At 70.5% G+C, this 25845-nt stretch carries 24 protein-coding genes and 1 pseudogene; 16 read left to right on the top strand and 9 right to left on the bottom strand.

Going from position 1 to position 25845, the window contains the following annotated elements; all coding sequences use genetic code 11:
• Window positions 1–47: 47 nt before the first annotated feature.
• Complete coding sequence (locus OG322_RS05555) at window positions 48–500, bottom strand: DUF5709 domain-containing protein (RefSeq protein WP_123466247.1); 453 nt, start codon at window positions 498–500, stop codon at window positions 48–50.
• A gap of 273 nt (window positions 501–773) precedes the next feature.
• Between OG322_RS05555 and OG322_RS05550 the strand changes: the two genes are divergently transcribed.
• From OG322_RS05550 to OG322_RS05540, 3 genes are all read left to right on the top strand, one after another.
• Window positions 774–1004: a DUF6296 family protein gene (locus tag OG322_RS05550; protein WP_123463581.1), complete on the top strand. Its 231-nt coding sequence runs from the start codon at window positions 774–776 to the stop codon at window positions 1002–1004.
• Between the two features lie 430 nt (window positions 1005–1434).
• Window positions 1435–2892, top strand: coding sequence for an NF041680 family putative transposase (locus OG322_RS05545; RefSeq protein WP_329306130.1), 1458 nt, complete (start codon window positions 1435–1437; stop codon window positions 2890–2892).
• Window positions 2893–3150: 258 nt separating this feature from the next.
• Entirely contained in the window at window positions 3151–3735 is a 585-nt protein-coding gene (locus tag OG322_RS05540) for a TerD family protein (protein WP_123463583.1), read from the top strand.
• A 63-nt stretch (window positions 3736–3798) separates the two neighbouring features.
• Here the strand turns inward: OG322_RS05540 and OG322_RS05535 are convergent, their stop codons facing one another.
• Complete coding sequence (locus OG322_RS05535) at window positions 3799–4677, bottom strand: DMT family transporter (protein WP_123463585.1); 879 nt, start codon at window positions 4675–4677, stop codon at window positions 3799–3801.
• A 134-nt stretch (window positions 4678–4811) separates the two neighbouring features.
• Here OG322_RS05535 and OG322_RS05530 point away from each other — a divergent pair, with 134 nt between their 5' ends.
• Complete coding sequence (locus OG322_RS05530; RefSeq protein ID WP_123463587.1) at window positions 4812–5966, top strand: winged helix DNA-binding domain-containing protein; 1155 nt, start codon at window positions 4812–4814, stop codon at window positions 5964–5966.
• A gap of 71 nt (window positions 5967–6037) precedes the next feature.
• Here OG322_RS05530 and OG322_RS05525 read toward each other — a convergent pair whose 3' ends face one another.
• A complete protein-coding gene (locus OG322_RS05525; RefSeq protein ID WP_123466249.1) occupies window positions 6038–6880 on the bottom strand; it encodes a helix-turn-helix transcriptional regulator in 843 nt (280 codons plus the stop codon).
• A gap of 139 nt (window positions 6881–7019) precedes the next feature.
• Between OG322_RS05525 and OG322_RS05520 the strand changes: the two genes are divergently transcribed.
• Complete coding sequence (locus OG322_RS05520; protein WP_123463589.1) at window positions 7020–8696, top strand: AMP-binding protein; 1677 nt, start codon at window positions 7020–7022, stop codon at window positions 8694–8696.
• A complete protein-coding gene (locus OG322_RS05515) occupies window positions 8693–10300 on the top strand; it encodes an AMP-binding protein (protein ID WP_329306129.1) in 1608 nt (535 codons plus the stop codon). The genes OG322_RS05520 and OG322_RS05515 overlap by 4 nt, the downstream gene beginning before the upstream one ends.
• Before the next feature lie 13 nt (window positions 10301–10313).
• Here the strand turns inward: OG322_RS05515 and OG322_RS05510 are convergent, their stop codons facing one another.
• Both OG322_RS05510 and OG322_RS05505 read right to left on the bottom strand, forming a co-directional pair.
• The gene (locus tag OG322_RS05510) at window positions 10314–10562 is read right to left on the bottom strand and encodes a hypothetical protein (protein ID WP_123466251.1); all 249 of its coding nucleotides are present in this window, start codon (window positions 10560–10562) and stop codon (window positions 10314–10316) included.
• Between the two features lie 198 nt (window positions 10563–10760).
• A complete protein-coding gene (locus OG322_RS05505; protein ID WP_123466253.1) occupies window positions 10761–11483 on the bottom strand; it encodes a hypothetical protein in 723 nt (240 codons plus the stop codon).
• A gap of 293 nt (window positions 11484–11776) precedes the next feature.
• Here OG322_RS05505 and gcl point away from each other — a divergent pair, with 293 nt between their 5' ends.
• The gene (gene gcl / locus OG322_RS05500) at window positions 11777–13552 is read left to right on the top strand and encodes a glyoxylate carboligase (protein ID WP_123463593.1); all 1776 of its coding nucleotides are present in this window, start codon (window positions 11777–11779) and stop codon (window positions 13550–13552) included.
• A gap of 376 nt (window positions 13553–13928) precedes the next feature.
• Here gcl and OG322_RS05495 read toward each other — a convergent pair whose 3' ends face one another.
• The 3 genes from OG322_RS05495 to OG322_RS05485 form a co-directional block, all read right to left on the bottom strand.
• Window positions 13929–15386, bottom strand: a complete 1458-nt coding sequence (locus OG322_RS05495) for a catalase (protein ID WP_329306128.1) — start codon at window positions 15384–15386, stop codon at window positions 13929–13931.
• A 256-nt stretch (window positions 15387–15642) separates the two neighbouring features.
• On the bottom strand, window positions 15643–16542 hold the full coding sequence (locus tag OG322_RS05490; RefSeq protein WP_329306127.1) for a 2-hydroxy-3-oxopropionate reductase: 900 nt from the start codon (window positions 16540–16542) through the stop codon (window positions 15643–15645).
• A gap of 44 nt (window positions 16543–16586) precedes the next feature.
• Window positions 16587–17429: a TIM barrel protein gene (locus OG322_RS05485; protein ID WP_123463599.1), complete on the bottom strand. Its 843-nt coding sequence runs from the start codon at window positions 17427–17429 to the stop codon at window positions 16587–16589.
• A gap of 354 nt (window positions 17430–17783) precedes the next feature.
• On the opposite strand from OG322_RS05485, the gene OG322_RS05480 reads away from it, so the two are divergent.
• Entirely contained in the window at window positions 17784–18182 is a 399-nt protein-coding gene (locus OG322_RS05480; RefSeq protein ID WP_329306126.1) for a DUF6281 family protein, read from the top strand.
• Window positions 18183–18359: 177 nt separating this feature from the next.
• On the opposite strand, the gene OG322_RS05475 is transcribed toward OG322_RS05480, so the two are convergent.
• Entirely contained in the window at window positions 18360–19415 is a 1056-nt protein-coding gene (locus tag OG322_RS05475) for a hypothetical protein (protein WP_329306125.1), read from the bottom strand.
• A 77-nt stretch (window positions 19416–19492) separates the two neighbouring features.
• Between OG322_RS05475 and OG322_RS05470 the strand changes: the two are divergent.
• The 8 genes and pseudogenes from OG322_RS05470 to OG322_RS05435 all read left to right on the top strand — a co-directional run bounded on the left by OG322_RS05470 (window position 19493) and on the right by OG322_RS05435 (window position 25835).
• A pseudogene (locus tag OG322_RS05470) lies at window positions 19493–20333 on the top strand (GntR family transcriptional regulator).
• Between the two features lie 135 nt (window positions 20334–20468).
• Window positions 20469–21638 carry a lactonase family protein gene (locus OG322_RS05465; protein ID WP_123463605.1) on the top strand — a complete coding sequence of 390 codons (1170 nt, stop codon included), beginning with the start codon at window positions 20469–20471 and terminating at the stop codon, window positions 21636–21638.
• A gap of 90 nt (window positions 21639–21728) precedes the next feature.
• Window positions 21729–21980 carry a hypothetical protein gene (locus OG322_RS05460; protein WP_123463607.1) on the top strand — a complete coding sequence of 84 codons (252 nt, stop codon included), beginning with the start codon at window positions 21729–21731 and terminating at the stop codon, window positions 21978–21980.
• On the top strand, window positions 21977–22354 hold the full coding sequence (locus OG322_RS05455) for a helix-turn-helix domain-containing protein (RefSeq protein WP_329306124.1): 378 nt from the start codon (window positions 21977–21979) through the stop codon (window positions 22352–22354). The genes OG322_RS05460 and OG322_RS05455 overlap by 4 nt, the downstream gene beginning before the upstream one ends.
• A 177-nt stretch (window positions 22355–22531) precedes the next feature.
• Window positions 22532–23041 carry a 2-oxo-4-hydroxy-4-carboxy-5-ureidoimidazoline decarboxylase gene (gene uraD / locus OG322_RS05450; RefSeq protein WP_164494464.1) on the top strand — a complete coding sequence of 170 codons (510 nt, stop codon included), beginning with the start codon at window positions 22532–22534 and terminating at the stop codon, window positions 23039–23041.
• A gap of 5 nt (window positions 23042–23046) precedes the next feature.
• Window positions 23047–23439 carry a hydroxyisourate hydrolase gene (gene uraH, locus OG322_RS05445; RefSeq protein WP_123466257.1) on the top strand — a complete coding sequence of 131 codons (393 nt, stop codon included), beginning with the start codon at window positions 23047–23049 and terminating at the stop codon, window positions 23437–23439.
• Window positions 23440–23446: 7 nt separating this feature from the next.
• On the top strand, window positions 23447–24370 hold the full coding sequence (pucL, locus tag OG322_RS05440; protein ID WP_124285549.1) for a factor-independent urate hydroxylase: 924 nt from the start codon (window positions 23447–23449) through the stop codon (window positions 24368–24370).
• A gap of 67 nt (window positions 24371–24437) precedes the next feature.
• Window positions 24438–25835, top strand: a complete 1398-nt coding sequence (locus OG322_RS05435; protein ID WP_329306123.1) for a nucleobase:cation symporter-2 family protein — start codon at window positions 24438–24440, stop codon at window positions 25833–25835.
• The last annotated feature ends 10 nt before the right edge of the window (window positions 25836–25845 follow it).

Below are 25845 nucleotides of genomic sequence, written 5' to 3'. Positions count from 1 at the left end.
GGCGAAGTGGCGGGGGAGCGCGGCGGGTTCCCGGGCCACGGCCGCGGTTACACCTGGCCGTCCGGAACGACATGCATGGCGGCCTCCTCGGCCGATGCCGCCGCGCCGTCGATCCCGACGTCCTCGCCCGCCGTGGTGTCCGGGTCGTTGCGGTCCAGCTCCCTGGTGAGGCGCCCGGCACGTACGGTCCCGACCTCGCCGTCCCAGGGCTCGCCGTTTCCGTCCGGGACATCGCCCACGCCGTCACCGGGCTCGCCGGAGATCTCGGGCAGCTCCCGGGCCAGCCGGCCCTCCAGGGTCTCGCCGCTGTGCTGTTCGGACGCGGTGGTGCCCCGGTCCTCCACCGCCCACGGCCGCTCGGGCGGCGAGTACCCCTCGTCCAGGACGTCGGCGACATCGCGGTTGTCCAGGGTGTCTTCCGCGTCGAGCAGATCTGCGGGGTCGGAGGCCTCCGGCTGCTGGGGCTGGTAGACCTCGTCGCCCCGGTCGGCATCCTTCATGATGAGTCCCTTTCCGATGTCGGGGATCCCGGTCATGCCCACGTACGACGCGGGAGAAGGGGGGCACAGCAGCCCAATTGCCTTCGAACCTCCCGTACCTCTTCAGGATAGGGGGCCCGGCAGCGGACCCGCAGCCGTGCGGCAGCGGATGGGCGGCGACGGCCGGAGTGAGGGAGGATGGTTGGTGTGGGCCCGAGCGCCCCCCCAGGGCGGGACCGGCACGGAAAACCGCGTGGAGAGGCCGTCCGCCGACGCAGCCACGGAGAGGCCGTCATGGATTACCCGGAGAGCTACCAACTGGTATTTCAGTCGTCCGCGGTCGAGGACGACACGGTGACCGTCCGGCGCACCGCACAGGCCGGGGCCGGCGGATACCCGGTCTATGAGGACGAGACCGGGATCGTCCGGGCGGAGATCAGTGAGCGCGGAGAGGTACGCATGCTCGCCAGCGGCGGGCACCAGCTCCTCGGGACGCCGCTGGTGGTGCGGGCACCGGCCGGATGAGCAGGGGCCGGCCCGCCCCACTGCGGCGGCCGGCACAGCGAGCGGATCCTCCTCCGGCCGGGCCGCGGCGGCTCGGGCGTCGAGCCCTTGAGCGCTCCGGGAGTCTTGACATCTCGGGACCCCTAAGGGCCGTCCCGCAATCCCCGGCGGGCGCGCGACGACAGCTACGGCACCTCGCCGCGTTGTCGGAACGTCCACATACATCCAGTATGCGGACGCCCCTCCGCCTTGCGATGCACCGCATCTGACGCCGCGCGCTGATCCGCCAGGAATTGCGGGACAGCCCTTAGCTTGATCTTTAACCTCGGGGTCCGAACGGTGCGTCGTACTTGATCACTCGGATTGGTAACTGCCGTACACACGGGCGGCCTTCGGCTGAGCATGTGATCCGACCAAGGAACACACAACGCTCAGCACGAAGGCCGTGGGGATGAGTCTGTCGCATCATGCTGTCGGGCAGGATCCGTTTGCGGAACTGTCACGCTTCCGGGGTGAGTTCTACTCCTGTCTGACCAAGCGTGCGGATGCGTTGTTCGAACTCGCGGACGCGGTGTTGTGCGCGGATGGTCCGGTCCGGTCGCTGGTGGAACTGTCGCTGGTGGGTGAACACCGTCGCGGGCATGGCGGGCTCTACGACGCCCTGTCCGCGGGCCGGGTCGACGTCGCCCGGCTGCGACGGGGCCTGGCCACGGTGCCGCTGCCACGGGCGGCGGACGGCCGGCTGGTCCTGGCCGCCGACCTGACCTGCTGGCTGCGGCCCAGTGCCCACACCTCACCGCAGCGGATTCTGTGCCACACCTACGGACGGGGCAGGGACCAGCACATTCCCGTGCCCGGCTGGCCCTACTCGGTGATCTGCGCGCTGGAGACGGGCCGCAGTTCCTGGACCGCACCGCTGGACGCACTGCGTCTGGCACCGGGCGATGACGCCGCCACCGTCACTGCCGGGCAGATGCGCGATCTCGTCGAGCGGCTGATCGCGGCGGGGCAGTGGAAGGACGGCGACCCGGAGATCCTGATCGTCGTGGACGCCGGCTACGACGTGCCCCGCCTGGCCTTCCTGCTCAAGGATCTACCGGTGCAGGTGCTGGGCCGGATGCGTTCGGACCGTGTCCTGCGACGGTCGGTCCCGCCCCGCGAACCCGGTGTCCGGGGTCGGCCGCCCCGCCATGGCGGCGAGTTCGTATTCGGTGACCCGTCCACCTGGAACACTCCCGACGCGCAGACGGTGACCGCAACCCGCCTCTATGGCACCGCCGTCGCCCGGGCCTGGGACCGGCTCCACCCGAGACTGACCCATCGCTCGGCCTGGACCGCTCAGCTGGGTGCTTTGCCGGTTATCGAGGGCACGGTGATCCGTTTGCAGGTCGAGCACCTGCCCAGCGGGGCAACACCGAAGCCGGTCTGGCTGTGGTGGTCAGGGCTCGACGCCACTGAGGCGGAAGTCGATCTGCTCTGGCAGGCATTCCTGCGGCGCTTCGATATCGAGCACACCTTCCGGCTGTTCAAACAGACCCTGGGCTGGACCTGCCCGAAGATCCGCAGCCCCGAAGCCGCCGACCGCTGGACCTGGCTGATCCTCGTGGTCTTCACCCAGCTCCGGCTCGCCCGCCCCCTGGCGGCGGACCTGCGCCGACCCTGGGAGAAGCCAAGTCCCGCGGACAGGCTTACCCCTGCACGAGTCCGCCGCGATTTTCGGCACCTCCGGCCGAAGGCCGCCTGCCCAGCCGGAGCACCGAAATCCTCTCAGCCCGGCCCAGGACGGCCACCCGGCCGCAGAAACAACCAACCCACCGCACGCTATGACGTGCACACAGTCGGCAAACCAGACTCCACAAAGCGACGGACGAAGAAGCCAACGACTCCACGTCCACGCCGCACAGGTTAAAGATCAAGTTAGGGCGTGCCGGTAAACAACTTGCTGTCGAACACCCTGCTTGAGCAGCGGCGTCAAGGGCTACAACACGCAAGTTAATGCTCTGCACGCCCTTAGCACGTGCCCATGTCCGGTGACATCCTGCCGACGCAGGACAATCTGTCCCGTGGCGTCAAACACTTGGTCGAAATTTTGCCCCTGGTGGGCTGCGCGCGGAAGACACCAGGCACACTCGACCTGTAGGGAATCTCGCCACGAAGAGGATCACGCATGATCACGTTGAAGAAGGAAGACGGCCCCGCGGATCTGGACGGGGTGACCCATCTGTCCATCGGGGTGTCCTGGGATCCCACTGTCGGCAGCAGTGGCGGGCTGATGGGGAAGCTGCGTCAGAAGAAGGGCACCGACCTCGACCTCATCGCCATCGCGGTGCAGGGCGCGGAGCCGGTGCGGCTGGCCGGGCTGGACTCGCTGGACCCGCTGGGCAACGGCTCGCTGGCGCACAGCGGCGACAACCAGACCGGGCGTGGTGACGGCGACGACGAGACCGTGACCGTCGACTTCGCCAGGGTGCCGTCCAACATCACGTCCATCGTCTTCATCGCCGCGGCGTACAAGAAGCACAGCTCCTTCCAGAACGCGCGCAACATCAGCTTCAAGGTGTACGACGCGACGGGCGGCACCACCCAGCAGGTCGCCGACATCTGGCCGAGCCTGCTCAGCAACGACAACGGCTGCGCCGTGGCCAAGGCGTTCCGCGTCGGCGGGAGCTGGAAGCTCGAGGTGATCAACGAGACCGGGAAGATCAAGCAGGGCGACGAGCAGGCCCTGATGCGTTTCGCCGTGAGCAAGTAGCCGGCAGACAGCCGGGGCGTGTTCCCGGAACGCGGCTTCCCCGTCCCGCAACCGCGGTGGTGATCACTTCACCCGGCGCGTGCGGGACGGGGAAGCCGCCTTTCCGGCGGCCAGCGGTGACCGTGCCAGTTCGACGCAGCCCGCGGTGATCAGGCCCAGGGCCAGCAGTTCGGGGAGCAGCCACCAGCCGGTGCGCAGTTCCTCGCCGAACAGGGTCACCCCGTACAGGACGCTGATCAGGGCGTCGCCCAGGGTCAGGCACGGCTGGACCGCGACCAGGCTGCCTGCCTGGAGGGCGTTCTGGAGGAGGAACAGGGCGCCGACGCCCGCTACGGCGGTGGCGTAGAGCTGCCAGGACTCCAGGAGCGCCACCCCGCCGCCGTCGCTGAGCCGCGCCATGGCGTCCTTCATGAGCGCGGCGGTGAGCGCGTACCCGCAGGCGGCGGCCGTGCCGAGCAGGGCTGCCCGGGCGTTGCCGCGGGTGGCCCGTGCCCCGGCGATCAGGGCCGCCTCGAAGAGGCCGGTCAGGATCAGTGCCGGAACCCACGCCGCCCCGCGCACCGTGGCGCTCCCGCCGCCCGGAGCGGCCGATGCCATGCCGAGGGCCAGACCGGCCGTCACGGCGGCCGCCCCGAACCAGACGGGCCGGGGCACCCGCACCCGCATCACGAACCCCGCCAGCAGCAGTGTCGCCGGCAGCTCGATCACGAAGATCGGCTGGACCACCGCGATCGGCCCGGTGGCGAGCGCCACGGCCTGGCAGACGGCCGCGACGATCACCAGAGCGATCCCCGCGAGCCACACCTTCTGGCGCAGCAGATGGCCGATCAGTGACACCCGCATCGCGTCCCGGTCAGGGACGTTGAGGGCGGCGCGGCGCTGGAGGACGGAGGCGGATCCGTTGCTGAGCGCGGTCAGGACGGCGAAGAGGACGCTGATCACCGGTCCATGATGCGGGCGGACGGCCCCAGGGCCCGGGTCCCGCGCCCGGCGGGCACGGCGGCCTGCGAGGCCGTGGCCCGGGGGCCGCGCTATCAGGACGGAATCCGACCTGATGGCCGCGTACCGTGCCGCCCATGGCCGTGAAGAAGAAGACCTCCGCCCCCGCCCCCGCGGTGCTGTCGCCGCGGGCACTGGGGCGCGCGACCCTGGAGCGCCAACTGCTGCTCCGCCGCGCCGAGATGCCGGCCGAGGAAGCGATCCGGCACCTCGTCGGCCTCCAGGCGCAGAACACCAGGCCGCCGTACTTCCAGCTGCTGGCCAGGCTGGAGGGCTTCGACCCGGCCGAGCTCGCCGCACTGATGGAGTCGCGCGAGGCCGTCCGCATCGTCACCCTGCGCTCCACCATCCACACCCACACCGCCGACGACGCCCTCACCCTGCGCCCCCTCGTCCAGGAGGCCCGCGACCGGGAGCTCAGGATCTTCCGGAAGCGGCTCGTGGGCGTGGACCTGGGCCGGCTCCGCGACATCAGCCGGGAGTACGTCGAGGAGGCCTCCCGCACCCCGAAGGAGATCCGCGAGAGGCTGCTCACCGAGTGGCCCGACGCGGACCCGCAGGCGCTGAGCACGGCGGCCCGCTGTCTGCTGCCGCTGGTCCAGGTGACCCCGCGCGGGGTGTGGGGGAAGAGCGGCCGGGTGGCGCTGACCACCGCCGAGCACTGGCTCGCCAGGCCGTCCGAGCCGGTGCCCGCGCCCGACGCCACCGTGCTGCGCTACCTCGGCGCCTTCGGACCGGCGTCGGTGCGGGACATGCAGTCATGGGCCGGCCTGACCCGGCTGGCGGAGGTCTTCGACCGGCTTCGCCCGCGACTCATCACCTTCCGGGACGAGAACGGCGTCGAGCTCTTCGACCTGCCCGACGCCCCGCGCCCCGACGAGGACACCCCCGCCCCGCCGCGATTCCTGCCCGAGTTCGACAATGTGCTGCTCGGCCACGCCGACCGTACCCGCGTCATCCCGCCGCGGTTCAAGGGGCGCAACGGGGTGGGAAACCAGAGTTACGGAAGCGTCCTGGCCGACGGCTTCCTCGCGGCCCTCTGGCGGCTGGACGCCACACGGGACGGCGCACCGGCCACCGTCACCGTGCAGGAGCTGCGGCCGCTCGGCCCGGCCGGGCGCGACGCCGTCACGGAGGAGGCCGTCGCCCTGCTCTCCGTGATGACGCGAGCGCCCACGGACGGCAGCGGGTACGACATCAGGTTCGCCTCGTTCATCGACTTCGACGGGTGAGCGGGTGAACGGCGCACCGGGGGACGGAAGGCCCTGGTCCGCGCGCCCCGCCGCCCTCCGAGCCGCCGCGACTACGGCAGCAGCCCCGCCCGCCGGGCCGCGACGACCGCCTCCAGCCGGGTGTGCGCACCGAGCTTCCGCATCGCGGAGCGCAGATAGCCCTTCACCGTCTCCGGGCGCAGCCCGAGCCGGTCCGCCGCCACCGCGTTCGTCGCGCCCGCCGCGACACAGGCGAGGACATCGAGCTCGCGGGGCGCCAACTGCACCTCCCGTGACCTCGGCACCCGGGCACCGGCCGCCGAGGCGAGCCGCCCGCACACCGCGAGCAGCTCTTCGCGCAGCGCCGGGTCGAGGACCTTCGGCACCAGGGCGCGCAGTTCCCGATGCGCCTCCCTGACGCCCTCCCACGCCTCCGGGGCGGCCCGCGGGTCGGTCACCTCCTCGCGGGTCACGGCCAGCAGCAGCTGCACCTCGTCCCGGACGGCCAGCGCCTGCTCCACATCGCGGGCCGCCGCCACCGCCGCGTCGAACGTGCGGTCCCCGAGCGTGAGGGGTTCGCGCAGCGCCCCGTACAGCACGCCCCGCACCTTGCGCCGTACGACGACGGGTACCGCGACCACCGAGCGCAGGCCCTCCGCGGCCACGGCCGTGTCGTACTCGTGGCTGATGTGGCGCGAGGAGTGGTAGTCGGTCACCGCGCACGGCCGGGACAGGGCGATTGCCTTGCCGCCCAGACCGCTGCCGGCCGAGATCACCAGCCCGCGCAGCGCCGCGGTGTGCGCCCCGTTCAGCTCGGCGATCCTGGCATGGCGGGTGTCGGAGAGCAGCCCGCCGAACGCCACGGGCAGTCCGCTCGTCCGGCGCAGCCGCAGCAGCGCGGACTGCATCTCCACCGCATCGACGGATTCCGGCACGATGACGCCTCCCTGCTCGGCCCCAGGGTTCAGCTGCCTGCGCAGCACCCCCGTTCGGGGGTGGTGAGACCTGGGTCACTGTTTACATCATGGAGGACCGAACGCCAGAGGCCGGTCCGGTCCGCAATGAGGAGGGCACATGTCGGCAACCAGTGCGACGGAGACGTTCCGGGCCGCCCGGGACTTTCTGCTGGAGCACCGCGAGGACTACAGCGCCGCCTACGAGGGCTTCCGCTGGCCCCGGAGCGACCACTTCAACTGGGCCCTGGACTGGTTCGACGTCATCGCCCGGAACAACGACCGCACCGCCCTGCACATCGTGGAGGAGGACGGCGGGCGCACCGAGATGTCCTTCGCCAGGATGTCCGCCCGCTCCAACCAGGCCGCGAACTGGCTGCGTGCCCAGGGCGTGCGGGAGGGCGACCGCATCCTCGTCATGCTCGGCAACCAGGTCGAGCTGTGGGAGACCGCCCTCGCCGCGATGAAGCTGCGCGCCGTCGTCATCCCCGCGACCCCGCTGCTGGGCCCGGCCGACCTGCGTGACCGGGTCGAGCGCGGCCGGGTCCGCCATGTGCTGGTCCGGGACGCCGACACCGCCAAGTTCGACGAGGTGCCCGGCCGCTACACCCGGTTCAGTGTCGGTGCGGACACCGAGGGCTGGCTCTCCTACAGCGGGGCCGACGAGCAGCCGGAGACCTTCACGGCGGGCCGGGAGACCGACGCGGACGAACCGCTGATGCTCTACTTCACCTCGGGCACGACCGCCAGCCCCAAGCTGGTCGAGCACACCCATGTCTCGTATCCCGTGGGCCACTTGTCGACGATGTACTGGATCGGGCTGAAGCCCGGCGACGTCCACCTCAACATCTCCTCGCCCGGCTGGGCCAAGCACGCCTGGTCCAACCTCTTCGCCCCGTGGAGCGCCGAGGCGACCGTCTTCATCTTCAACTACACGCGTTTCGACGCGGCCCGGCTGATGGCCGAGATGGACCGCTCCGCGGTCACCAGCTTCTGCGCGCCGCCCACCGTCTGGCGGATGCTCATCCAGGCCGACCTCTCCCAGCTGAAGACCCCGCCGCGCGAGGTCGTCGCGGCGGGCGAACCGCTCAACCCGGAGGTCATCGAGTCGGTCCGGCGCGCGTGGGGCGTCACCATCCGGGACGGCTTCGGGCAGACGGAGACGGCCGTCCAGGTCGCCAACACCCCGGGCCAGACGCTGAAGGCCGGCTCGATGGGGCGCCCGAGCCCCGGCTTCAAGGTGGTGCTCCTGGACCCGGTCAGCGGGGAGCCCGGCGCCGTCGAGGGCGAGATCTCCCTGGATCTGTCGGCCCACCCGGTCGGCCTGATGACCGGCTACCACGGCGATCCGGACCGCACCGCCGAGGCCATGGCGGGCGGCTACTACCGCACCGGGGACATCGGCTCCCGCGACGAGGACGGCTACATCACCTACATCGGCCGCGCGGACGACGTGTTCAAGGCCTCCGACTACAAGATCTCGCCGTTCGAGCTGGAGAGCGCCCTGCTGGAGCACGAGGCCGTCGCCGAGGCCGCGGTCGTGCCGGCCCCCGACCCGGTACGGCTCGCCGTCCCGAAGGCGTACATCGTGCTCGCCGAGGGCTGGGAGCCCGGACCCGACACCGCCAAGGTGCTCTTCGCGCATTCCCGTGCCGTCCTCGCCCCGTACAAGCGGATCCGCCGGCTGGAGTTCGCCGAGCTGCCCAAGACCGTCTCCGGAAAGATCCGCCGGATCGAGCTGCGTGAGGCCACGGCCCGGGGCACGGGCACGGAGTACGCCGAGGGGGACCTGACGTGACCGAGCTGTCCTACGCCCACGGCACCGGTGCCACCGCCCTGCTCGGCGACACCATCGGGCGCAACCTCGACCGGGCGACCGAGGCGTTCGGTGAGCGCGAGGCGCTGGTCGACGTGGCCTCCGGGCGACGCTGGACGTATGCGGAACTCGGCGCGGACGTCGATGAGCTGGCCCGTGCGCTGATGGCGTCCGGGGTGGCCAAGGGGGACCGGGTCGGGATCTGGGCGCTCAACTGCCCCGAGTGGGTGCTCGTCCAGTACGCCACCGCCCGGATCGGCGCCGTCATGGTCAACATCAACCCCGCGTACCGGGCGCACGAGCTGGAGTACGTGCTGAAGCAGGCCGGGATCTCGATCCTGGTCGCCACGCTCGCGCACCGCACCAGCGACTACCGGGCCCTGGTGGACGAAATCCGCGCGAACTGCCCCGCGCTGCGCGCCGTCCACTACATCGGTGACCCCAGCTGGGACGAGCTGCGGACGGCCGCAGGATCGGTGAGCCCGGAACAACTCGCCGCACGCGAGGCCCAGTTGTCCTGCGACGACCCGATCAACATCCAGTACACCTCGGGCACCACCGGCTTCCCCAAGGGCGCCACCCTCTCCCACCACAACATCCTCAACAACGGCTACTTCGTGGGGGAGCTGGTCGCCTACACGGAGCAGGACCGGGTCTGTCTGCCGGTCCCCTTCTACCACTGCTTCGGCATGGTCATGGGCAACCTCGGCATCACCTCGCACGGCGCCTGCATCGTGATTCCGGCCCCCGCCTTCGAGCCCGCCGCCGTGCTGGCCGCCGTCCAGCAGGAGCGCTGCACCTCGCTGTACGGCGTTCCCACCATGTTCATCGCCGAGCTGAACCTCCCCGGCTTCGCCTCGTACGACCTCTCCTCGCTGCGGACCGGCATCATGGCCGGATCACCCTGCCCGGTCGAGGTGATGAAGCGGGTCGTCGCCGAGATGCACATGGACGAGGTGTCCATCTGCTACGGGATGACGGAGACCTCCCCGGTCTCCACCCAGACCCGCCGCGACGACGACCTGGAGCGCCGCACCGGCACCGTCGGCCGCGTGCTGCCGCACATCGAGGTCAAGGTCGTCGACCCGGCGACGGGCGTGACGCTGGAGCGCGGCGCCTCGGGCGAACTCTGCACCCGCGGCTACAGCGTGATGCTCGGCTACTGGGAGCAGCCCGAGCGGACCGCCGAAGTGATCGACGCGGGACGCTGGATGCACACCGGGGACCTCGCGGTGATGCGCGAGGACGGCTACGTACAGATCGTCGGCCGGATCAAGGACATGATCATCCGCGGTGGCGAGAACGTCTATCCGCGCGAGATCGAGGAATTCCTCTACGGCCACCCCAAGATCGCGGATGTGCAGGTGGTGGGGGTGCCGGACGAGCGGTACGGCGAGGAGATCCTGGCCTGCGTCATTACCCGGGACCCGGCGGACCCGCCGACCCTGGAGGAGGTGGCGGCGTTCTGCCGCGGACAGCTGGCGCACTACAAGGTGCCGCGCCTGCTGGAGATCCTCGAAACCTTCCCGATGACGGTCAGCGGGAAGGTCCGGAAGATCGAACTGCGGGAGAACTACGGCCGGTAGGGACCGGGCGCCGTCAGGCGGCCTCAATGATGTCGCCGGTGACGGCGTGCCGGGTGGCGGCCGCCCACTCGATCAGGAGCACCTCGTACGCGGCGGACTCCACGGATGACCAGTCCTGCCCGGCGCGGGCGTCGACGAGGGCGCGGATCGCCTCGTTCGCCTCGACGGCGGCGGGGTGGGTCGGCTGGGCGAGGTGTGCGGGCTGCGGGGCGTGCGCCGGCGCATTGGGTGTGGGTGGAGAAAGCCGTGGAGTTAAGACCATGCGCCCCACTGTAAGGCCCGCCACCGACAACCGACCGAACATCTGTGGCCTCTGGCTCGAACGTGACCGATAGCACTCGCTGTGGCCGGTTGATTTCTGTGAGGTGCGGCACTTCCCGGCGCTTGCGGATCCTCGGCCGGCGATCCGCGCGCGTTCGGCATGGGTGTGGGTACCTGACCAGCGGTACGGGAGTGGCCCTCAGGCGCCCGTGCTGACCAGTTCGTCCGCCGGACTGTTCACCGGCTGCGGGGTCCCGGTGAGATCCATGACGAAGAGCGGGATGCCGAGCCCGTCCGCGCGCTCCCGGGCCTCCCGTGCGTAGCCGGCGAGCGAGAAGAGCACTGCGGAGACCGAGGCGCTCAGCGCGTTGAGCCACAGGCATTCGACATCGCGCAGCGCGGTGGCCCTGGTGGTGGAGTCGACCTGGGCGATCAGCCCCGCCGCCCGCAGGTCGATCCGGGACGAGGGGCGTTCGGCGGGCTGGACGACATCCCGGTAGCCGAGCCACTTCAGATACAGCGCGGCGGCGCCGACCGCGTCGCGTGCGGTACGGATCGTCAGCGGCCGGAACGCCGGCCTCGGGGCCGCGGCCGTACGCGGCAGCGGGATGTGCGACGGCCGCACCGGCCGGGACGCGGTCCCCGGCGCACGGCCGAAAGATGCCACCGGGCGGACCGGGATCCGCAGCACCGCACCGCACGGGCAGCACAGTTCGGGCTGCGGCCACTGGTCGTGCCGCCCGCAGGCGCGGCAGCGCGCCGTCACCCAGTCGTCGTTCCAGGTGCGGTGGGTGATCGTCGTGACGGGGGCGCCGCGCAACAGCGGCGGGGCGGTCGGGGAGCCGCACGGGCACGGGTAGGCAGGTGCGACGTACATGTGGTCGCGGCGGCAGGCCGGGCACCGTACCGGCACTGACTCCACCATGGCCTCCTTCCGCCGCACGGAACCGCGGGCGGCCCGGATTCCGGGTCGGCTCCGCTCCGTACCCCCATGCTCCACCAAGAGCGAGGTCCCGGGGAGGGACTTGGGCCACTTCGCGAGGCCGCTTCCGCTCGGGCCGCACTGAGCCGCCTCTCTTGACGACTGTCCGGGCGCACTTTAGATTTGCTTCCGTATAGCAGAATCAATGTTCCGTAATGCGGAATTGGTGCTCTCAGGTGGCGCGACAGAGCCCGACTCCACCCAGGTCCGAGCAGGAGCACTCAATGCCTCGAATGACCGCTGCCCGAGCGGCAGTTGAGATCCTCAAGCGCGAAGGCGTCAGCAACGCGTTCGGTGTGCCGGGCGCGGCGATCAACCCCTTCTACGCGGCCCTCAAGGCCTCCGGCGGGGTTCATCACACGCTCGCCCGCCACGTCGAGGGCGCCTCCCACATGGCAGAGGGCTACACCCGGGCCCGCCCGGGGAACATCGGCGTCTGCATCGGTACGTCGGGACCCGCCGGCACCGACATGATCACCGGCCTCTACTCCGCCATCGCCGACTCGATCCCGATCCTGTGCATCACCGGCCAGGCCCCGACCGCCGTCCTGCACAAGGAGGACTTCCAGGCCGTCGACATCGCGTCGATCGCCAAGCCGGTCACCAAGGCGGCCACCACCGTCCTGGAGGCCGCGCAGGTCCCCGGCGTCTTCCAGCAGGCCTTCCACCTGATGCGCACCGGCCGTCCCGGCCCGGTCCTCATCGACCTGCCGATCGACGTGCAGCTGACCGAGATCGAGTTCGACCCTGATCTGTACGAGCCGCTGCCGGTGCACAAGCCCGCCGCGAGCCGCAAGCAGATCGAGCGCGCGCTGGAGATGCTGAACGCGTCCGAGCGGCCGCTGCTCGTCGCGGGCGGCGGCGTCATCAACGCCGACGCGTCCGAACTCCTGGTGGAGTTCGCCGAACTGACCGGCGTCCCGGTCGTCCCGACCCTGATGGGCTGGGGCATCCTCGCCGACGACCACGAGCTGAACGCCGGCATGGTCGGCCTCCAGACCTCGCACCGCTACGGCAACGCGAACTTCCTGGAGTCCGACTTCGTCCTCGGCATCGGCAACCGCTGGGCCAACCGCCACACCGGCAAGCTGGACGTCTACACGCGGGGCCGGAAGTTCGTCCACGTCGACATCGAGCCCACCCAGCTGGGCAAGATCTTCGCCCCCGACCTCGGTATCGCCTCCGACGCCAAGGCGGCGCTGGAGCTGTTCGTCGAGGTGGCGCGCGAGCTGAAGACGGCCGGCGAGCTGAAGGACCGCTCGCGGTGGGCCGCGTCCACCCAGGAGCGCAGGGCGACGCTCCAGCGGCGCACGCACTTCGACAACGTGCCGCTGAAGCCGCAGCGGGTGTACGAGGAGATGAACCGGGCCTTCGGCCCCGAGACCCGGTACGTCACCACGATCGGCCTCTCCCAGATCGCGGGCGCGCAGATGCTGCACGTCTACCGGCCGCGCCACTGGATCAACTGCGGCCAGGCGGGCCCGCTCGGCTGGACCATCCCGGCCGCGCTGGGCGTCGCGACGGCCGACCCCGAGGCCTCCGTCGTCGCGCTCTCCGGCGACTACGACTTCCAGTTCATGCTGGAGGAGCTCGCGGTCGGCGCGCAGCACAACATCCCGTACGTGCACGTCCTGGTGAACAACTCCTACCTGGGGCTGATCCGGCAGGCGCAGCGCAACTTCGACATCGACTTCCAGGTCAACCTGGAGTTCGAGAACATCAACTCGCCGGAGCTGGGCGCCTATGGCGTCGACCACGTCAAGGTCGTCGAGGGCCTGGGCTGCAAGGCGATCCGGGTCACCGAGCCGGACCAGTTGCTCCCGGCCTTCGAGGAGGCCAAGAAGCTGGCGGCGGAGTTCCGGGTGCCGGTGGTCGTCGAGGCGATCCTGGAGCGGATCACCAACATCTCGATGAGCGGTACGGACATCGCCTCGGTCAACGAGTTCGAGGACGTCGCGTCGGAGCCGGGCCACGCGCCGACGGCGATCCGCCCGCTGACGACGGCCTGACCCCGCACGGCCCCCGCGGCCCCCGCTCCCCTTCAACGGGGGGCGGGGGCCGCTTCGTTGTGCGGCGAAACGATGTCCTCAATCGCCGGACGGGCTTGATTTCGCCGGCTGATACCTGACGGGCCCCGTGCGCGCATGCCAAAGGGCGTGGAGTACGGGACCGTAATCCGTACTCCACGCCCTGGTTCGGGGAGTGACAGGGGCCGCGGCGGGCGTGCGACGGGGGCGGGAGGTCCCGGCTCCTTCAGGTCAGGAGACGGGACCCCCACCCGCACCACCGCACTGGCGTCGCACAACCGCCGCGGCCTCGTCCTGCCCGCACCGCGCGCAACCCCTCATCCGGGCGGGCGCGTTGTGCGGGCAGGGCTGAGGGAGGCTAGTCCTCGCGCAGGGCGCGGACGGCCTCCTCCACGCGCTTGCCGTACTCGGCGTCCGCGGCGTGGAAGTGGGCGAGGTTCTTCTCGATCACGTCGTCCCGGGTGACCTGGGACAGGCCGCCCGCGATGTTGGCGATCAGCCGGCCCTTCTCGTCGTCCGACATCAGCCGGTACAGCTCGCCCGCCTGGAAGAAGTCGTCGTCCTTGGTGTGGGCGGGCGCCTCGTGCGTGCCGGTCCAGCCCTGGACGGCCAGCGGGGCGGAGTGCGCCGAGTCCGTCTGGGCCGGGCCCGCGTACGAGTTGGGCTCGTAGTTCTTGTCGTGCCGTGCGCCGTAGCGGGTGGCGTGCAGCCCGTCGCGGCCGTAGTTGTCGACGACGGCCGTGCGCGGCGCGTTCACCGGCAGCTGGGTGTGGTTGACGCCAAGCCGGTAGCGGTGCGCGTCCGCGTACGCGAACAGACGGCCCTGGAGCATCTTGTCCGGGGAGGGACCGATGCCGGGCACGAAGTTGTTCGGGGAGAACGCGGCCTGCTCGACCTCCGCGAAGACGTTGTCCGGGTTGCGGTCCAGCACCAGCCGGCCCACCCGCTGGAGCGGGTAGTCGCTGTGCGGCCACACCTTGGTCAGGTCGAACGGGTTGAACCGGTAGTCCGCGGCGTCGGCGGCCGGCATCACCTGCACGTGCAAGGTCCAGGACGGGTTCATGCCGCGCTCGATCGCCTGTAGCAGGTCCGTCTGGTGCGAGGAGGCGTCCTTGCCGACGAGTTCAGCCGCCTGGTCGGCGGAGAGTGAGCGCACACCCTGGTTGGTCTTGAAGTGGTACTTGACGAAGAAGGCCTCGCCCGCGGCGTTCGTCCACTGGTAGGTGTGCGAGCCGTAGCCGTTCATGTGGCGGTACGAGGCGGGGATGCCGCGGTCGCCCATGAGCCAGGTCACCTGGTGCGTCGCCTCGGGGGCGTGGGCCCAGAAGTCCCAGACGTTGTCAGCCTCCTGACGGCCCGTGAACGGGTCGCGCTTCTGGGAGTGGATGAAGTCGGGGAACTTGATCGGGTCCTTGATGAAGAACACCGGGGTGTTGTTGCCGACCAGGTCGTAATTGCCCTCGTCCGTATAGAACTTGAGGGCGAAGCCGCGCGGGTCGCGTACCGCGTCCGCGCCGCCGAGCGAGTCGGCGACCGTCGAGAACCGGATGAAGGTCTCGGTGCGGCGGCCCACCTCGGAGAGGAAGTCGGCGCGGGTGAAGCCGGTGACGTCGTCGGTCACCTCGAAGTAGCCGTACGCGCCGGAGCCCCGGGCGTGCACCACGCGCTCCGGGATGCGCTCCCGGTTGAAGCGGGCGAGCTTCTCCAGGAGATGACCGTCCTGGAGGAGGATCGGGCCACCGACGCCGGCGGTGGCGGAGTTCTGGTTGTCGGCGACCGGGGCGCCTGACTCGGTCGTAAGCACACGCTGCGTCATGGTGTCGGGGCGACCTTCCGTACGGGGAGCTGCTGAACTGCGACGTCCTGGGGCTCCAGGAGCGTAAGTACGCCCCGAACCTGACGTCAACAGTTTGTTGAAATTCGTGGTGGAGAGGTGTTCCGGACGGCGCCGACGCCTGGGCGCGACAGGACAGGTGTCAGCGCCGACGCCGTCCGGAAGTCTGTGGACCGGGGTGCGATCACCCGGCGGGGCGGTGCCGGCCGGGCCCGCGAGGGGGCCCGGCCGCGGTGGGTCAGGCCTGGACGGGCTGACCGGAGAGGCGCTCGACCGAGCGGAGCAGCGCCGAGTGGTCCAGGCCGCCGTCACCCTGTGCGCGCAGCGAGGCGACGAGCTGGGCGACGACTCCGCCGACCGGCAGCGCGGCACCGACATTGCGGGCGGCGTCCGTGACGATGCCCATGTCCTTGTGGTGCAGGTCGATCCGGAAGCCGGGCGTGAAGTCCCGGTTCAGGAAGTTGGCCTTCTTGCGGGTCAGCACGGTCGAGCCGGCCAGTCCGCCGTTGAGGACGTCGAGCGCGGCTGCGAGGTCGACCCCGGACTTCTCCAGGAAGACGACGGCCTCGGCGCAGGCCTGGATGTTGACCGCGACGATCAGCTGGTTGGCGGCCTTCACCGTCTGGCCGGAGCCGTGCGGGCCGCAGAGCACGATGGTCTTGCCGAGCGCCTCCAGCAGCGGCCGCGCGGCGTCGAAGTCCGCCTGCTCGCCGCCGACCATGATGGACAGCACGGCCTCGATCGCGCCGGCCTCGCCGCCGGAGACGGGGGCGTCCAGGACCCGGATGCCCTTCTCGGCGGCGTTCTTCGCGAGGTCCACGGAGGTCTGCGGGGTGATCGAGGACATGTCGACCAGCAGCGCGCCGCGCTTCGCGTTCTCCAGGATGCCGTCGGAGCCGTACGCGATCGCCTCGACCTGCGGGGAGGCGGGCACCATCGTGATGACCACGTCCGCGTCCCTGACCGCCTCGGCGATCGAGCCCGCGCCGGTGCCGCCGGCCGCCGCCAGCCGGTCGACCTTGTCCTGCTCCAGGGTGTAACCGGTGACGTCGTAACCGGCCTTGATCAGGTTCTCGGACATGGGCGAGCCCATGATGCCGAGCCCGATCCACGCAACCTTGGGGAGGTTGTTGCTCATGAGGGTGCCTTCCGATAAGCGTGTGTACGAGGGGGAGTCCGCCGCTATCGGCGGGCGGCCCGCGCGGTGGCCGGGAGCCACTCGACGGACTCGGCACTCGGCCGGTCGCCGGGCTTGTACTCCAGGCCGACCCAGCCGTCGTAACCGGCCTTCGCCAGCTCGTCCAGGAGCTGCTCCAGGGGGAGTGAGCCGGTGCCGGGCGCGCCGCGCCCCGGGTTGTCGGCGATCTGGACGTGACCGGTCCTGCCGGCGTACGCGGTGATGACCTGACTGAGGTCCTCGCCGTTCATCGACAGGTGGTACAGGTCCATCAGGAACTTCGCGTTGCCGAGGCCCGTCGCCGCGTTGATCCGGTCGACGACCTCGATCCCGGCCGGTGCGCTGACGAGCGGATAGCGCGGCGACTCCGGCGCGTTCAGGGTCTCGATCAGCAGGATCGCCCCGATCCGGTCGGCCGCGTGGGCGGCGAGGACCAGGTTCTCCAGGGCGAGTTCGTCCTGCGCGGCGGGGTCCACGCCGTCGATCCGGTTGCCGTAGAGCGCGTTGAGCGCCTTGCAGCCGGTCGAGGCGGCGAAGTCGGCCGCCACCTCGATGTTGGCGCGGAAGCGGTCCGACTCCGTGCCGGGCACGGAGAGTGCGCCGCGGTCGGGGCCGGGCAGCTGTCCGGCGTAGAAGTTCAGCCCCACGAGTTGAGTGCCGGCGTCGTCGAGCGCCTTCTTGAGGGCGTCGAGCTCGGCCTGCTCGGGGGTGGGGGTCTCGATCCACGGCCACCACAGCTCGACCGCGGTGAAGCCCGCCGCGGATGCTGCCGCGGGGCGCTCCAGGAGCGGGAGTTCCGTGAAGAGGATCGAAAGGTTCACATCGAAGCGCTGGTCCGGGTAGCCCATGAGGGTTTCGGCGCTCCTTCCGTATTGCGGAAGTTAGTTTCTGCTCAACGGAAGATTGCCCGGATGGTGGGCGGGCTGTCAAGGGGGTGCCCGGAATTCGGGCCGGTCAGGTGCTGGCCCCGGCTGTCGCGCATCGTCGCGCCGGACTGTTCCGGGTAGGTCGGGCGGCAGGGGGGTCGGCACCGCGCTCGCGGGCTGATCTCAGGCAGCGGAATTCCGCCGACGGATCCGCCCCGCCTGCCTGGCGGGGCCATCATGCTGACGGCAGGGCTGAACGAAAAGGGGGGCTGCTCCGTCGTGTCACTGAGGGGCCGAGGGGCCTCCGGTGGTGCCGGAGAGGCAGGAGGGCGGAAGATGCGAGCGAAGCCGCGGACGCGTAGGTGGGCAGGGGCTCTGGCCGGGGCCATGGCCCTGATGGCCGCCGGCTGCGACGGGGGTCTTGAGGCGGGCGGCGCGTCCGAGGGGAAGTGCGCGTACGTCGTGAAGTACGAAGGGCGGTCCTACCTCGACGTGAGGGGGCGGTCCACGACCGACCGGAAGTTCACAGTCGGCGAAAGCCTCGGTACCGGCCTGCTGCCCGGGTGCGACGAATCGGGCGGGGCCGACGGCGCGGAAGCGCCGGAGAAGGTGACCGTCTACGAGGTCGAGGGCATCGCGCCGGCCGTCGCCGTGGCGGCGGGGAAGACCCCGGCCGAGGCCGTGCTGGTGGCGGTTCAGGGTGCGGATCTCGCGCCGCTGGACGCGGCTTCCTGAGTCCGTTGTTGAGTGGCGCCAAGGAGTTCGACGACGGTATCCGACACTTTGTTGGCGAATCGATGCGGAGGCTTGGGTGCTGTCCCCGAGCCCTGTCCGCCCCGCCTGATCGCCCCCGTTCCGGAAGGCGGGACGGGGGCGATTGCGGTGCGTCAGGTGCCACGGGTCAGACGGCTGTCACTCCTGCGACGCCGTGGAGTTGGGCGCCAGGTCGCCCACCTCGATCCCGCACTGGCTCTCGATGTTCGTGATGACCGCGGGGCGGATGGCGTCGGCCTGGGACGCCAGGCTGCTGTCACCGTTGTGGTACGCGGCCAGGACGCCGAGGTCCGTGGCATCCTCTCCGTTCTCCTCGGCGACGAGCTGGGCCAGGATGCCGCCCAGCTCGGTTGAGGTGAGCTGACTCGCTTCGGAGAGGGCGAGAGGTGTGGCGATCGAGCAGAAGGTCTTGGCGGGTTCGTCGACACCGGCGACGGTGTCGAACCGCGCAATCGGGTCGAGGTCGAAGTTGGCCTCAGTCAGCGGGTCGGGGTCGGTGGTGGCCCGCAGGGTTCCGACGTAGTCCGCCGGCTTGCCGACGGTGAGCTCGGCGACTGATTCCATGATCACCTCGGCGCCGGTGGGGGAGAAGTCCCCGCCCTTCGGCTTGTCGTCGTCCGTCTTCACGGCCGCGCCGAACTGCTTTGCGGTTACGGTCTGGCCCTGGTACTCACCCGCGCCGATCGTTTCGCTGTCGTACGGCAGCGCTGCCTGGGAACCGATCGCTGACCAGGTTCCGTCGGAGAGCCGGGCCAGCGACAGCACGTAGGCGTGGCCCGGTTCGAGACGCGAGCTCTGTTCCAGCGCTATCGGGGTGCGGGTGTCGCCCTTGAAGGACCAGCCGTCCACGACCAGGCTCAGCGTGGCCGGAGGGGTGGGGGCGCCGGGGCGCGACCAGACCACCTCGCCGATGTCCAGGGCGACGCGCCTGCTGATGTAGCCCTCGCCTGCCGCGATCTCCTCGGCACTGGCGGGGGTCTCGGCCTCCGAGGTGACGTTGACGACCGCGACCTGGTCCCCGTAGGAGACCCAGTCGATGGGCGATCTGTTGGGTAAGCCGTCCTTGCCTTGGGCGATGATCACATGGGGCCGTTCGGGACTGTCGGTGGCGAGCGGGACCAGGAAGGCGGTCGCGCCCAGGGCGGCCACGCCGGCGAGGGCGCTGAGGAGTTTGGCTTGGATGTTCAGGGGCACGGGACTGCTCCAGGCGGGACCTAGTAGGTGGCGTTGACTCAACTGGTCAATAAGGGATGTGTCAGGAGGGGCATCGCATGGACGCCGACGCACCGGGGACGGTGCTCAAACGGGAACGGGCCCGCGACGCCGTGCTGGAGCTGATCGAGTCGCGCCGGCCGGGGTGACGCCATCCCCTCGGAGCGGTCCCTGTGTGCCACGCTCGGCGTCTCCCGGCCCACCCTGCGTGCCGCGGTCCACGAACTGGTGGCCGCCGGGCTGCTCGTGCGCGAGCACGGCCGAGGGATGTTCGTCGCGCCTGCGAAGATCACCCGGGAACTGATCTCGGCCGACCTGGCCCTGTCCGTCCCGCAGGCGGCCGGGGCCTGGTCGAGCCGGCTGCTGGAGTTCACCACCCTCCAGGCCGGCGCCCGGGTCGGGCGCAAGCTGCGCATGTCACCGGCCGCCGACATCGTGTACGTCGCCCGGCTGAGGCTGGTCGACGGCGCCCCGATGGCGATCGAGCACCTGCACATCAGGGCCGAACTGGTGCCGGGCCTGTCCGCCCAGGAGTTGGAGGACGGCGATCTGTACGAGCACCTGCGCGAGCGCCACGACGTGCACGTCCACGAAGCGGTCCAGGCGATCGAGCCGACCATGGTGACCCGCGCCGAGGCCCGGCTCCTCGACGTGCCCGAGCTCTCCCCGGCCCTGCTCTTCGAGCGGCTGACTTCGGACACCACCGGCTGCCCTGTGGAGTACGTGCACTCGCTCTACCGCGGCGACCGCTACCGGATCGTCTCCCGGCTGGCCCTCGGCCCCGCCGCTGCCGTGCGGCCCGTCGAGGGCGGACACCATCCGGGGATTCCGCCGGGCGACTTCGCCCACCGGGACCCGATCACCTCGTCCACCCGCGGCGACATCCAGTCCGGCGGCTGACTCGGTACCGCCCGCCGTGCGACCCGCATCCGCGTTGCGCCCTGCGCAATGACCGATGCGAGTCTTGCGCCGCCCGTTGGGGAAGGCCACTGTGGCTGACACATCCGACGCAGCCGACCCCACGAGGTGCCTCGCATGACCACCCCCACAAGCCGCCGCACCCTCCTCGGAGCACTCCTGGCGGGCGGCGCCCTCGCCGCCGCCCCCTCGCTTCCCCGCTCCGGACATCCGGGGCGGACGCCGCGCACCGCCGAGGGGAGGGCGCGCAGGACCGCGACGCTCTTCCTCGGCACCTACACCTCCACCACCCCGGGCGGCACCGGTATCGGCGTCGCCTCGTACGACCCGGCGACCGGGACCATCACCGACCGCACCGTCGTCACCGGCGTCGAGAACCCCTCGTACCTCGCTCTGCACCCCTCGGGCGGCACGCTCTACGCCGTCGACGAGCAGGAACAGGGCGGCGTCACCGCGGTGGCGCTCGCCGGCGACGGGACCTTCCGGGTGCTGGGGACGCGGGCCACCGGTGGCGCGGGCCCCTGCCATCTCTCCGTCCATCCCGGCGGAAGGTGGCTGTTCAGCGCCAACTACACCTCCGGCAGCGTCGCCGTGCACCCCCTCGCCGCCGACGGCTCACCGGGGGAGCGCACCGGCCTGGTCGCCCACACCGCCCCCGCGCCCGGACCGGGCCAGGACGGCCCGCACGCCCACCAGATCGTCACCGCGCCGGACGGGGGCCACATCCTCGCCGTCGACCTGGGCAACGACACCGTGTACACCTACCGGCTCGACGAGGACCGCGGCACGCTGGAGCAGCTCTCGTACGCCGCGCTGCGCCCCGGCGCCGGACCGCGCCACCTCGCCTTCCACCCCGGCGGCCGCTACGCCTACCTGGCCTGCGAGGTCGACAACACGGTCGTGGTCTGCGGCTACGACCCCGCCACCGGTGTGCTGACCCCGGGCGCCCCGCAGTCCACCGGAACGGGCAGCGGCACCAGCTACCCCGCCCAGCTGCTGGTCACCGGGGACGGCCGCTTCGCCTATCTGGCCAACCGCGGCCACAACAGCCTCACCAGGTACGCCGTCGAGGACGGCGGGGCCGTGCTGCGGCTGCTGGACACCGTTCCGGTGGGCGGCGACTTCCCGCGGCACATCGCCTTCTCCCCGGACGGGGCGCTGCTGCTGGCCGCCAACCAGAAGTCCGGCACGGTCACGGTGTTCCGGGTCGACGGGGAGAGCGGCGCCCTGGAGTCCGTGGGAACGCCGTTCGCGGCCCCGGCGGCGGTCTGCGTGCTGCCGCGGTAGCGGTCGCCCCGGCGAGGTGGCGCCCGTCCGTTAGGGTCGTCCCCGAGCCGCGGGGTTCCCCGCCGCGGTGACACGCACCATGGAGGCACCGTGCGCTTGAGAGTGGAGTTCACCACCGAGCCCTTCGATCTCGACGAGGCACCCGCCCACGCGGTCGTGGCCCGCGAGGTCGTCCAGTCGGCCGACCTGGACGCCGTGGACGTCGGCCCCTTCGGCAACACGGCCGAGGGCGGCGCCGACGAGGTGCTCACCGCGGTGGACTCCCTCCTGCGCAAGGCCCTGGCATCGGGTGCCACCCGGGTCTCCCTCCAGGTCAATGTGATCGCGGAGGACTCCAAGTGACCGAGCCCGCGGACCACCCCCTCGTCGCCGCGGTCAAGCCGCTCGTGGACGCCATGGGCGCCGAGCTGCTCGGCCCCGAGCAGGCGCTCCCCGACGATGTCGTGCTGGCCTGGGAGGGTCTGGACGTCATAGCGGTCCGGCTGCCGCAGCTCTCGGACTCGCTGGACCACATCCTGGCCGCCATGGAGCGCCGGCACGGCATGCCGCTCGCCGAGCTGGACCGCAGGACCAAGCAGGCGGTCGTACGGACCCTGGAGGCACGCGGTGCCTTCTCCGTACGCCACGGCGTGGAGACGGTGGCGGGGGCCCTGGGGGTCAGCCGGTTCACCGTCTACAACTACCTGAACAGGGATATCGGGCCGAAGGGCGAGTAGTTGGGCCCGCGGACGGGTGCGGTCCGCGCGGCGTGACGGAAGGCCGTCGTCCGGATCATCGGGCGACGGCCTTTTACATGAACGTAATTTCAACAAAGTGTTGACGTGGTGTTGTGGAGGGCGTTAGCTATCCGCAGCCCGACCGACGCACAGCGAAAAACAGCCACGGAGGCTCCCGTGACTTCGAGCTCCACACCGGGCCTGGCCCGGTTCAACACCCTGGCGGACCGTGAGGCGGCCGCCGCACTGCACGAGGTGTGTGCCAGTGCGGCCTGGGGAAGAGCGATCCTCTCCGGGCGCCCCTACGACACGGCGGAAGCCCTGTTCTTCGCGAGCGACGCCGCCACGGCGGCCCTCGACGCGGAGGACCTGGCCGAGGCCATGGCCGGTCACCCGCCGATCGGCCGCCCGAAGCCCGGGGACCCGACCTCCTCCCGCGAACAGCGGGGGATGGCCGGCGCCACCGAGGAACTCAGGGCCGAGATGCTCGAACTCAACCTGGCCTACCAGGAGCGGTTCGGACATGTCTTCCTGATCTGCGCCACCGGGGCCACCGGTGAGCAGATGCGCGACGCGGTGAAGGCCCGGTCCGGGAACTCGCCCGAGCAGGAGCGCGGACATGTGCGCACCGAACTGGGCAAGATCAACCGCATCAGGCTGACCCGTCTCGTCACAGAAGGAGAGTGAAGGTCTTGAGCACCTTCGCCGCCGCATCGGTGTCCACCCACATCCTGGACACCAGCATCGGCCGCCCCGCCGCGGACGTCGCCGTCTCGCTCGCCGCCCGCACGGGCAGTGACGCGCAGTGGGTGGCGATCGGCGGCTCGGCGACCGATGCGGACGGGCGCTGCAAGGACCTGCCGGCCCTGCCGGAGGGCACCACCCACGTACGGCTCGACTTCGAGACAGAGTCGTACTTCGCCAGCAAGAAGCAAGCCGAGGCGCAGCAGGACGCCCCCCGCGTAAGGGACAGCGGTGCGTTCTTCCCGGAGGTGGCGATCACTTTCGCCGTCACCCCGGGCGAGCACTATCACGTACCGCTGCTGCTCAACCCGTTCGGCTACTCCGTATACCGAGGGAGCTAGCAGACACATGCCCACGATTCTCGGCCAGAACCAGTACGGCAAAGCAGAGAACCGCGTCGTCAGGATCACGCGGGACGGCGACACCCACCACATCAAGGACCTGAACGTCTCGGTCGCCCTCTCCGGCGACATGGACGACGTCCACTACTCCGGCTCCAACGCGAACGTCCTGCCGACCGACACCACCAAGAACACGGTGTTCGCGTTCGCCAAGGAGTACGGCATCGAGTCCGCCGAGCAGTTCGGCATCCACCTCGCCCGGCACTTCGTGTCCTCGCAGGAGCCGATCCAGACCGCCCGGATCCGGATCGAGGAGTACTCCTGGGAGCGCATCGCGACCTCCGGAGGCAACTCGCGGTTCATCGGCGCCGACGAGGTGAAGCACTCCTTCGTGCGCAAGGGCCAGGAGACCCGCACCACCCAGATCACCTACGACGGTGAAAAGTGGCAGGTCATCTCCGGCCTCAAGGAACTCTCGGTGATGAACTCGACCAACTCCGAGTTCTGGGGCTACGTCAAGGACAAGTACACGACGCTCAAGGAGGCGTACGACCGCGTCCTGGCCACCGACGTGTCCGCCAGGTGGCGGTACAACTGGACCAGCGACGAGGCGCGCATGCCGAACTGGGAGAAGTCCTACGAGCAGGCGCGCAAGCACATGCTCGAAGCCTTCGCAGAGACGTACTCCCTCTCCCTCCAGCAGACCCTCTACCAGATGGGTTCGCGCATCATCAACAGCCGCAGCGAGATCGACGAGATCCGCTTCTCGCTGCCGAACAACCACCACTTCCTGGTGGACCTGGAGCCGTTCGGCCTCAAGAACGACAATGAGGTCTACTTCGCGGCCGACCGTCCGTACGGGCTCATCGAGGCCACCGTGCTGCGGGACGGCATCGAGCCGCAGATCCCGGTCGACATGACCAACCTCTGACGCGGCGCCGCGCCGGTCCCCGTCCGTCCACAGCGGACGAGGGCCGGCCGGGCCGGAGGGAACTCCCATGGCACAGCCTGTACTTGGGCCTGCGGCAGCGATAGGTCCATGTCCAACCCAGCCGGACGGTCCGATCCATCCGGTGGACGAAAAGCTTGCCCCGTCGCGGCTCCTGCCCGCCGCGCTCCAGCACATCGCCGCCATGTACGCGGGCGTCGTCACCCCTCCGCTCATCATCGGGCAGGCCGTCGGCCTCGACCCGGCCGGCATGACCCGGCTGATCGCCGCTAGCCTCCTCATCGCCGGCTGCGCCACCCTCCTGCAGACCCTCGGCATCGGGGGCTTCGCCGGCAACCGGCTGCCGTTCGTCAACGCCGCCTCGTCCGCCGGGATCGCCCCGATGCTCGCCATCGCCGAGACCAGCGCGCCGGGCCACCAACTCCCCGCGATCTACGGGGCGGTGCTCGTCGCAGGCGTGTTCTGCCTGCTCATCGGTCCGTTCTTCGGCAGGCTGCTGCGGTTCTTCCCGCCCCTCGTCACCGGGGTCGTCATCACCCTCATCGGCGTCACCCTGATGCCGGTCCCCGTCTCCTGGGCGCAGGGCGGCGACAAGACCGCGGCCGACTTCGGCTCGATGAAGTACCTCGCGCTCGCCGCCTTCACGCTGGCCGTCATCCTGGTCATCCAGCGGTTCGGCCGCGGGTTCCTCAAGCAAGTCGCCCTGTTGATGGGGCTGTTGATCGGTACCCTGGCCGCCATCCCCTTCGGCCTCGCCGACTTCTCCGCCCTGCGCTCCGCGCCGCTCGCCGCACTGCCCACCCCCTTCGCCTTCGGCGCACCGGAGTTCCAGCCTGCCGCGATCCTCTCCCTCTGCATCGTGATGCTCGTCCTGATGACCGAGTCGTCCGCCGGAATGCTGGCGCTCGGCGAGATCTGCGACCGGCGCACCGACGGCCGGACCATCACCCGCGGACTGCGCACCGACGGCATCGCCACCCTCATCGGACCGGTCTTCGGTGGCTTCCCGACCAGTGCCTTCGCGCAGAACGTCGGCGTGGTCTCCCTCACGAAGGTACGGAGCCGCTACGTCGTCGCGGCAGCCGGCGGCGCCCTGCTGATCCTCGGCGTCTTCCCGGTGCTCGGCGCGGTCGTCTCGCTCGTCCCGATGCCCGTGCTCGGCGGCGCCGGCATCGTCCTGTTCGGCTCGATCGCGGTGAGCGGCATCCGGACGCTCTCCGAGGCCGGGCTCGACGACAGCTCCAACATCATCCTGGTCGCCGTGGCGCTCGGCGCGGGCATCATCCCGCTCGCCGCCCCCGGCTTCTACGCGGGGTTCCCGTCCTGGGCACAGACCGTACTGGGTTCCGGCATCAGCGCCGGAGCGCTCGTCGCGGTCCTGCTCAATCTCTTCTTCCACCATCTCGGCACCCACAGCCGCACGGCCGTGGCACTCAAATCCTCCTAGGGTCCTGCCG

This window comes from Streptomyces sp. NBC_01260, from assembly GCF_036226405.1.
Classification (GTDB): Bacteria; Actinomycetota; Actinomycetes; order Streptomycetales; family Streptomycetaceae; genus Streptomyces; species Streptomyces laculatispora.
This window is presented reverse-complemented; position numbering and strand designations above follow the sequence as displayed.